The organism is Spirosoma spitsbergense DSM 19989 (assembly GCF_000374085.1).
Classification (GTDB): Bacteria; Bacteroidota; Bacteroidia; order Cytophagales; family Spirosomataceae; genus Spirosoma; species Spirosoma spitsbergense.
The window spans coordinates 1-2,061 of sequence record NZ_KB893421.1; the positions used below are offsets into that span (position 1 = coordinate 1).

Consider the following 2,061-nt stretch of genomic DNA (forward strand, 5'->3'; position numbering starts at 1 on the left):
GGCTTTGCGCACGACTGCGTAAAGCCTTTCAACCAATTCTTTTCACTCCTTATCCCTTACAATTATGAAAAAGAACTATGTATACCCAATACAAGGAATCAGCTCACTGCTGCTGTGGGCCTGTCTACTTATCAGCCAAATTACCGGGGCACAATCTATACCCGATGCCCAATGGGCCAGGGTTGGCAGCTCGCTGGCTATCACCAACGATGGCAACATTGTAACCTCAGAAATATCACTATATAACAGCTACCCCGGTTACGGTGTTACTTTAGGTGTAGCAAGATTAGTGAAGTACTCCCTACAGGGAGATCAAATCTGGTCGACATTTGGTTTATCAGGTGGGAACTTTATTGGCGATAAGCTCCCACCAGGATTAGGGCTAAATTACGCAGCGATTTCTCGTATAAGTGCGTCGGCCGCAAGTGCCGATGGAGGGGTGCTGGCTACAGGACCGGTGAACTTTGACGTTACAGGAGGTAGTCGAAATGTAGCAGTCCGGGTTGGAGCCGATGGCACTGGCGGAGGATGGAAAGAGGAGGATGTTGCCATTGGTAACACACCAAGTGATTTGATTGCCACGTCTGACGGTGGTTTTCTCCTGCTGTATTCCAAATGGCAGTCCAATGCTCCATCGCCCGTTGTGCTCCGTCGATACGATGCAGAAAAACAGGTGGTCTGGACAAAAGAAATTTCTTATCCAGGCTCGTCCAGCCCTGATATCGGTCTAACAAGAGGATCGAGGATTATTAACACCCCCGATGGCGGCTATCTACTCGTTGGTTACTTTAATGAGGCCGGACTCGATAGTCCGAGTTTTGCCTGGTTAGCCAAACTGGACGGAAACGGGAATGTATCCTGGCAGCGGCTACTAACCAATCTACCGCATAACTCACAACCGAACGACATCTATGTGATGAATTCTATTACCGATGTCATTATATCAGCCGATGGCTCAGGTTATACCCTGGTCGGCCTCGGTGTTGGCTTACCTTTTAATAAAGCTTCGGCTATTGCAGAGATTGATTTCAACGGCAATCCTAAACCGGGAAGGGGTAAAACCATCGGCCCACAAGGGCCTAAAAACTTCATTTCCGCCTACACTGGTAGTGGTGGCAAAAAACTCTATGCGGTAGGAACCACCGAGGGTACAGCCCCAAAAATTCTGCTCATCGACCCGGCAGGCTTAAACGTGTTGGCCACACGCACTTTCCAGGGCCCTGGCGCAAGCTCACTGATCGGCATTGCCACGGCGGGTGATGGCAGTCTGGTGTTTGCTACGGACAACAAACAGCTGGTCAAACTCCAGCCTGAAGCAACAACCCAACCCCCGGTCGGCGCACTAACCCTGATTGCCCCTACCTACAACTGCCAGACGGGCGCAATCACCTTCAACACATCCGGGGGCGATGGAACACTCATCGAGTATATGGCACCGGGCATTACGGGCTGGACCACCAACCCTAACCATATTCTTGATGCCTGTGCCCGTACTTGTGCCGATACACCCCCCTTTGTGATCTCGGCCCGGCAAAGTGGGAAACTTGTTACCTATACGTGGTCACGACAAGCCTACTGTGCCAACCCTATGGACATCGTTAGGGTGAGCCCTATTGCTGACATGACTGTCACCGTTGGCCAGAGTGTCTATTTCCCGATAGGCGGGCATTTTTCCTCCGCTCTAACCACCAACTGGAGCGTGGGTACCTCCGGGTTGCCACCAGGTATCACCTATTTTTTTCGACAGGAAGGCAGTGGTAGCTTTATACCGACCTGGGTCCTTTTAGGTACCCCCACTACGGCAGGCGTTTATTCTGTAACAGCCTTTGCCAGTGCCAATGGTGGCAGTGCATCGACAACGTTCCAATTCATCGTTACCAATGCCAATACCAGCAATCCACTCACGTTGACTGCGCCTACCTATAACTGCACCACTGGCGCCTTCACCTTCAACACCTCCGGGGGGGACGGCTCACCCATCGAGTACATGGCACCGGGCATCACCGGATGGACCACCAACCCAAACCAGTTTGTCGATGAAGGCTCCCGCACCGCCCTTGA

At 51.8% G+C, this 2,061-nt stretch carries 1 protein-coding gene; it reads left to right on the forward strand.

Annotated elements, in window-relative coordinates:
• Positions 1-64 precede the first annotated feature (64 nt).
• Positions 65-2,061 (forward strand): hypothetical protein (locus B157_RS38875; protein WP_052646967.1); only part of this gene is annotated, 1,997 nt, incomplete at its 3' end.